General features: G+C 42.5%; 4 protein-coding genes. 3 read left to right on the top strand and 1 reads right to left on the bottom strand.

What is annotated here, in order from left to right; all coding sequences use genetic code 11:
* Positions 1-144: 144 nt before the first annotated feature.
* Positions 145-1,029, bottom strand: a complete 885-nt coding sequence (gene nadK / locus IQR33_RS27685) for an NAD(+) kinase (protein ID WP_005381631.1) — start codon at positions 1,027-1,029, stop codon at positions 145-147.
* A gap of 146 nt (positions 1,030-1,175) precedes the next feature.
* Between nadK and grpE the strand changes: the two genes are divergently transcribed.
* From grpE to IQR33_RS27670, 3 genes are all read left to right on the top strand, one after another.
* Positions 1,176-1,772: a nucleotide exchange factor GrpE gene (grpE, locus tag IQR33_RS27680; protein WP_021034134.1), complete on the top strand. Its 597-nt coding sequence runs from the start codon at positions 1,176-1,178 to the stop codon at positions 1,770-1,772.
* A gap of 417 nt (positions 1,773-2,189) precedes the next feature.
* Complete coding sequence (locus IQR33_RS27675; RefSeq protein WP_005381625.1) at positions 2,190-3,464, top strand: dicarboxylate/amino acid:cation symporter; 1,275 nt, start codon at positions 2,190-2,192, stop codon at positions 3,462-3,464.
* A gap of 347 nt (positions 3,465-3,811) precedes the next feature.
* Positions 3,812-4,849, top strand: a 1,038-nt coding sequence (locus tag IQR33_RS27670; RefSeq protein WP_193844232.1) for an Hsp70 family protein, incomplete at its 3' end; no start/stop codon positions are given.

Genomic DNA, 4,849 nt, shown 5'->3' with positions numbered 1-4,849 from the left:
AAAATTTATAAGCTTCTCTTTAATGATGACAAATATCGTGTCGCCTCACTACTTTGTGTCTATTTCTTGTCTAAGAAAGCCAAAAGCCAGTAGCAATTGAGCTGCTGGCTTTTTTATTGAAGTTATTACCCTGAGTAACAAGTGTTAGAACAATTTACTAGACCAGCCAAGCTTATTCCGTAAGACGTGATAGTAGCTGTAGTCTTTTGGATGGATGAGCTTTAGTACATTTGGACTTTGATAGATGTGAATTTCGTCGCCAGGGGTAACTGGAAGTGAGACTTGTCCATCACAGCTAACTTCTTGTGTTCCACGGTTTTCTGGTGATACCACCAATTTAATTCGACGTTTTCCATCAACCACCAAAGGTCGACTCGACAATGTATGCGGGAACATTGGCACGAGTGAAATGGCATTCAAGCTAGGAGAAAGAATTGGGCCGCCGCCAGAAAGTGAATATGCCGTCGAGCCAGTCGGAGTGGAGACAATCAAACCGTCGGCCCGTAAAGAGAAGGCGAAGCTTTCATCTATGTACACTTCAAATTCAATCATATGGGCAATTTGCCCTGGGTGAAGTACGGCTTCGTTTAGCGCAGCGTTATGACTCTTTATTTGTCCGTGGCGGTGTACTTCCGCCTCTAAAAGAAAACGCTCCTCTTCAATATACTCACCGTCGAGTACCGCTTGCAGAGACGCTTGGAAGTCGTCTGGGTTCAAGTCAGTTAAGAAGCCCAGATTTCCACGGTTCACGCCTATAACTGGTACATCAAATCGGGATAAAATTCTTGCTGCACCTAGCATGTTGCCATCGCCACCAACCACAATGGCTAGATCGGCATTTTTTCCTAGTTCAACTAAGCTAGCAAACTGACTCTGTGGGATATCATCCAGTATTGCGGCAAGGCGATCGTCAATGAATACTTTATAGCCCTCAGAGGTCAACCATTGGTACAACTCTTTATGAGTTTGAATTGCTTGTTGATCTCTTGGTTTTCCGATAATCGCGATCACGTTACATGGATTTTTCATAGCATTTCCGCATTAAAGAGGCTTGAATCAGGAATCTTCATCCCCATAATAATGGCAAGTCACCTAAATATGCGAATTTTTATGTGGTTAAAGCCCGCAAAAACGCGCATGGCTTTAAGGGCATTATGTTGAATTCTGGAGATATCATGAGCAACGAAGAAAACAAAGTTACAGAAGAAGAGCTTGATCAAATCATCGAAGAGGCTGAAAAAGTAGAAGCTGAAGCACAAGAAGTTGAAGCTGAGCTTGAAGAGCTTGGTGATGAGACAGACGCTAAGATTGCTCAACTAGAAGCGGCACTATTGTCTAGCGAGGCAAAAGTAAAAGAGCAACAAGATGCGGTGTTGCGTTCTAAAGCTGAAGTAGAAAACATGCGTCGTCGCACTGAGCAAGAGATCGATAAAGCACGTAAGTTTGCGTTGAACAAGTTTGCAGAAGAGCTGCTTCCTGTTATTGATAACCTAGAGCGTGCAATTCAAGCGGCAGATACAGAGAATGAAACTGTGAAGCCGTTCCTAGAAGGCGTTGAACTAACACATAAAACGTTTGTAGACGTTGTAGCGAAATTTGGCTTGAAAGCAATCAACCCTGAAGGTGAAGCATTCAATCCAGAGTTCCATCAAGCGATGTCGATTCAGGAGAGCCCTGATCATGAATCAAACACTGTTATGTTTGTTATGCAAAAAGGTTACGAACTAAACGGCCGTGTGATTCGTCCGGCAATGGTAATGGTTGCTAAGTAACTTTAACTACCTGTTTTTTAAATATAAAAGCGCCCATCATTTTTGATGGGCGCTTTTTTGTTTTAAACATAAATGACTGCATCGAACTTCGTTGTATATCGATAAATGAAAATTTGATCCCCTTCATATTTTTTCCTATTGGTTAATTATTTTCCTATAGGAGATTTTCTCTCATCTCGCTGCGTGTTTATTAACGGAAAGGGCTATAAGTGATTGTAATCATTCGCTGTGTGAATGTTTGTTCTGCATAGGAATGTAAATATAGTCATTTTTTCTAAAACAATTTCGTTAACAAAAATGTAAATTATCACTTTATTTTGTAACTTCGGTGTGTATGATTTGCGACTAATGCTTTAAAAGTAAGCATATATAACTACAAAAATGTAAATAGTAAACACAACATATCGGAGATTTATAATGGATAAATCGCTTTCTAGTAAGATTTTTATAGGCTTGTTTGCCGGCCTTGTGCTGGGGACAGCAATTCAGTACTTATTTAGCGGTATTGCGATTTTTGATACATACCTACTTGGAGCAGCAGAAGGTGTTGGCGGCATGTTCGTCTCACTGATCAAATTGCTTGTTGTTCCTTTAGTTTACGTTTCAATCGTATGCGGCATTGTTGACTTGAAAGACATCAGTGCATTTGGTCGTCTTGGTGGAAAAACTTTTACCCTTTACATTCTTAACACCATAATTGCGATTACGGCGGCTTTGACTGTCGGCTTGATCTTCCAGCCAGGAGCGGGCGCTAATCTAGCAGGAACGGTATCTGAGGCTGTACAGCTGACAACGACAGAGACGCCGGACATTTTCTCTTTAGTTGTTAACATTGTTCCTAGCAATCCTGTACAAGCGTTTGCTAGCGGCGACATGCTGCAAATCATCTTTATGGCAATTTTGACGGGGCTTGCAATTCAAGCTTTGGATTCTCGTGGTGGCCCAGCTATTCGCACATTCAAAATGGCAAATGAAATCATGATGAAATTGGTTGGATTAGTGATGAGTCTTGCACCATATGGTGTGTTCGCACTAATGATTCAACTAGGTGCAACGCTAAACGCCAATACATTAATGTCCGTTGCCGGTTACGTGGCTTTGGTGGTTGCGATGTTGGTGTTCTGGATCTTCTTCTTCTACCCAATGGCAGTGAGTATTGCGACAGGAACTTCTCCAAAGACTTTCCTACGTGCAACTCGTGAGCAGATTCTTTTCTCTCTATCTACCGCGAGCTCAAACGCGACTATCCCGGTAACGATGCGCACACTGACAGAAAAGCTTCAGGTCTCTAAATCGGTTGCTGGCTTCGGTGTACCACTGGGCGCAACGATGAATATGTCTGGTGTGTCTATCTATATTGCTCTAGCAACGATGTTTGTTGCGAACGCTTTTGGCCAGCCAATTAACACCGCAGACATCTTCACACTTGGCTTAACTATTCTTCTGTTATCTATTGGTGCTGGCGGCGTTCCTGGGGGCGGCGTGGTAATGGTAGGCGTTTTGCTTCACCAACTAGGTTTACCACCTGAAGGTTTAGCAATCATTGCAGCGGTCGACCGTATAAATGATATGTTCTGTACATCATCTAACGTTGTCGGCGACACGGCAGTGAACACCATTGTTGCAAAAACAGAAGGTGAGATAGGTAAAGAAGAAGGTGTTGATGCTGAGCCTGCTCAAGCGAACGCCTAATACCTTGAATAATTTATTTTAACCCTAATATTGAAGCGAGCTCTTATGAGCTCGTTTTTTATTTAGGAAGAGTCGGACATAAATAAATTTATCTGGGAAATGACGTTTTGTTGCGCTACAGCAGTGTGACGAGTTCCCAACTAATCAGAAAGAAACACATAAATTTCGAAAAAAGACGCTTTTTTTTAATTCTGCCCTTGAAAAGCATTTTGCCGCCCTTATCTATGTGGCATAGAGAAGCAAACATTGATTATTTTTGTTTGTGAGCAAGGGTTGAAACCCGATTCTCCTCCCCCCACATTGGGGTTATAACCAAACGAAAATAGAATTTATTCGGAGATAGCCAGATGGGTAAAATCATTGGTATTGACTTAGGTACTACTAACTCATGTGTTGCTGTATTAGACGGCGACAAACCACGTGTAATTGAAAACGCAGAGGGCGAACGTACTACTGCATCGGTTATTGCTTACACTGACGGTGAGACGCTAGTAGGTCAACCAGCGAAACGTCAAGCAGTAACTAACCCAGAAAACACGCTATTTGCAATTAAGCGTCTAATCGGTCGTCGTTTTGAAGACGAAGAAGTTCAGCGTGACATCGAAATCATGCCTTACAAAATCGTTAAGGCTGACAACGGTGATGCTTGGGTAGAAGCGAAAGGCCAAAAAATGGCAGCTCCTCAGGTTTCTGCTGAAGTTCTTAAGAAAATGAAGAAAACTGCTGAAGACTTCCTTGGTGAGGAAGTAACTGGCGCAGTTATCACAGTACCTGCTTACTTTAACGATGCTCAGCGTCAAGCGACAAAAGATGCTGGCCGTATCGCAGGTCTAGAAGTTAAACGTATCATCAACGAACCAACGGCAGCTGCACTAGCTTACGGTCTAGATAAGAAAGGCGGCGATCGCACTATCGCGGTATACGACCTTGGTGGTGGTACATTCGATATTTCAATCATCGAAATTGATGAAGTTGAAGGCGAGAAAACATTCGAAGTTTTAGCAACTAACGGTGATACTCACCTAGGTGGTGAAGACTTTGATAACCGTCTAATCAACTACTTGGTTGATGAGTTCAACAAAGAGCAAGGCATCAACCTTAAGAACGACCCACTAGCAATGCAGCGTGTTAAAGAAGCAGCAGAGAAAGCGAAAATCGAGCTTTCTTCTACTTCTCAAACAGACGTAAACCTACCTTACGTTACTGCAGATGCAACTGGTCCTAAGCACATGAACATTAAAGTGACTCGTGCAAAACTAGAATCTCTAGTTGAAGACCTGGTACAACGCTCTCTTGAGCCATTAAAAGTAGCTCTAGCTGACGCTGACCTATCAGTAAACGACATCACTGACGTAATCCTAGTTGGTGGTCAGACTCGTATGCCG

Origin of the sequence: Vibrio sp. OPT46 (genome assembly GCF_015163535.1) — a bacterium.
Classification (GTDB): domain Bacteria; phylum Pseudomonadota; class Gammaproteobacteria; order Enterobacterales; family Vibrionaceae; genus Vibrio; species Vibrio alginolyticus.
This window is presented reverse-complemented; position numbering and strand designations above follow the sequence as displayed.

Coding starts and splice junctions, on each gene's coding strand:
- grpE (WP_021034134.1), top strand. CDS start 1,176: ATGAGCAACGAAGAAAACAAAGTTACAGAAGAAGAGCTTGATCAAATC.
- nadK (WP_005381631.1), bottom strand. CDS start 1,029: ATGAAAAATCCATGTAACGTGATCGCGATTATCGGAAAACCAAGAGAT.
- IQR33_RS27675 (WP_005381625.1), top strand. CDS start 2,190: ATGGATAAATCGCTTTCTAGTAAGATTTTTATAGGCTTGTTTGCCGGC.